Origin of the sequence: Priestia sp. RMT2NF4 (genome assembly GCF_047872835.1) — a bacterium.
GTDB lineage: Bacteria > Bacillota > Bacilli > Bacillales > Bacillaceae_H > Priestia > Priestia zanthoxyli.
Genome location: NZ_JBLQZO010000030.1, coordinates 1 through 600 on the forward strand (window position 1 = coordinate 1; position 600 = coordinate 600).

At 37.0% G+C, this 600-nt stretch carries 1 protein-coding gene; it reads right to left on the bottom strand.

The genetic code is table 11. The features are described 5' to 3' along the window. Nucleotides 1-596: carboxymuconolactone decarboxylase family protein (locus tag ACMX9J_RS27675; RefSeq protein WP_416226472.1), on the bottom strand; the 596-nt coding region annotated here is incomplete at its 3' end. Nucleotides 597-600: the final 4 nt, after the last annotated feature.

Consider the following 600-nt stretch of genomic DNA (forward strand, 5'->3'; position numbering starts at 1 on the left):
GTTGCTACCATAATTGATTCAGCCACTTCTTCTCTCGTTGCTTTCGCTTTTTTGGCTGCTTTAGTGTGGATATCAATACAGTAAGGGCACCCTGTTGTATGTGCCACTGCTATCGCAATCAACTCTTTTTCCTTCACACTAAGTAATCCCGCCTTCATCGCTTGTTGGTCAAATGTCACAAATGCTTTAAAGACATCTCCATCTAACTGAGAAAACTCTTTTAGTCGGTTGATATAAGAAGCTCGATATAATTCATCATCAGCTGCTCCATCATAAGCGTTTAAAGCATTGACGCCATGAGCAAGAGCAGATCCGGCTTTAAGAGCAGTTGCTACCATAATTGATTCAGCCATTTCTTCTTTGGAAGCTCTATGTTTTTTAACTTGTTTAACATGAAAATCAATACAATGGGGACATCCAGTCGTATGAGCAACAGCAACTGCAATTAATTCCTTTAATTTAGCTGTTAACGTTCCTTCAGATAACGCTTTTTTGTCAAAAGCTACAAATGTTTTAAAGCTTTCAGGTGAAAGTGTACTAAATTCACCTAAACGGTTAAAATGTGATTTTTTATATAAACTATCGTTCTGATTCATAATT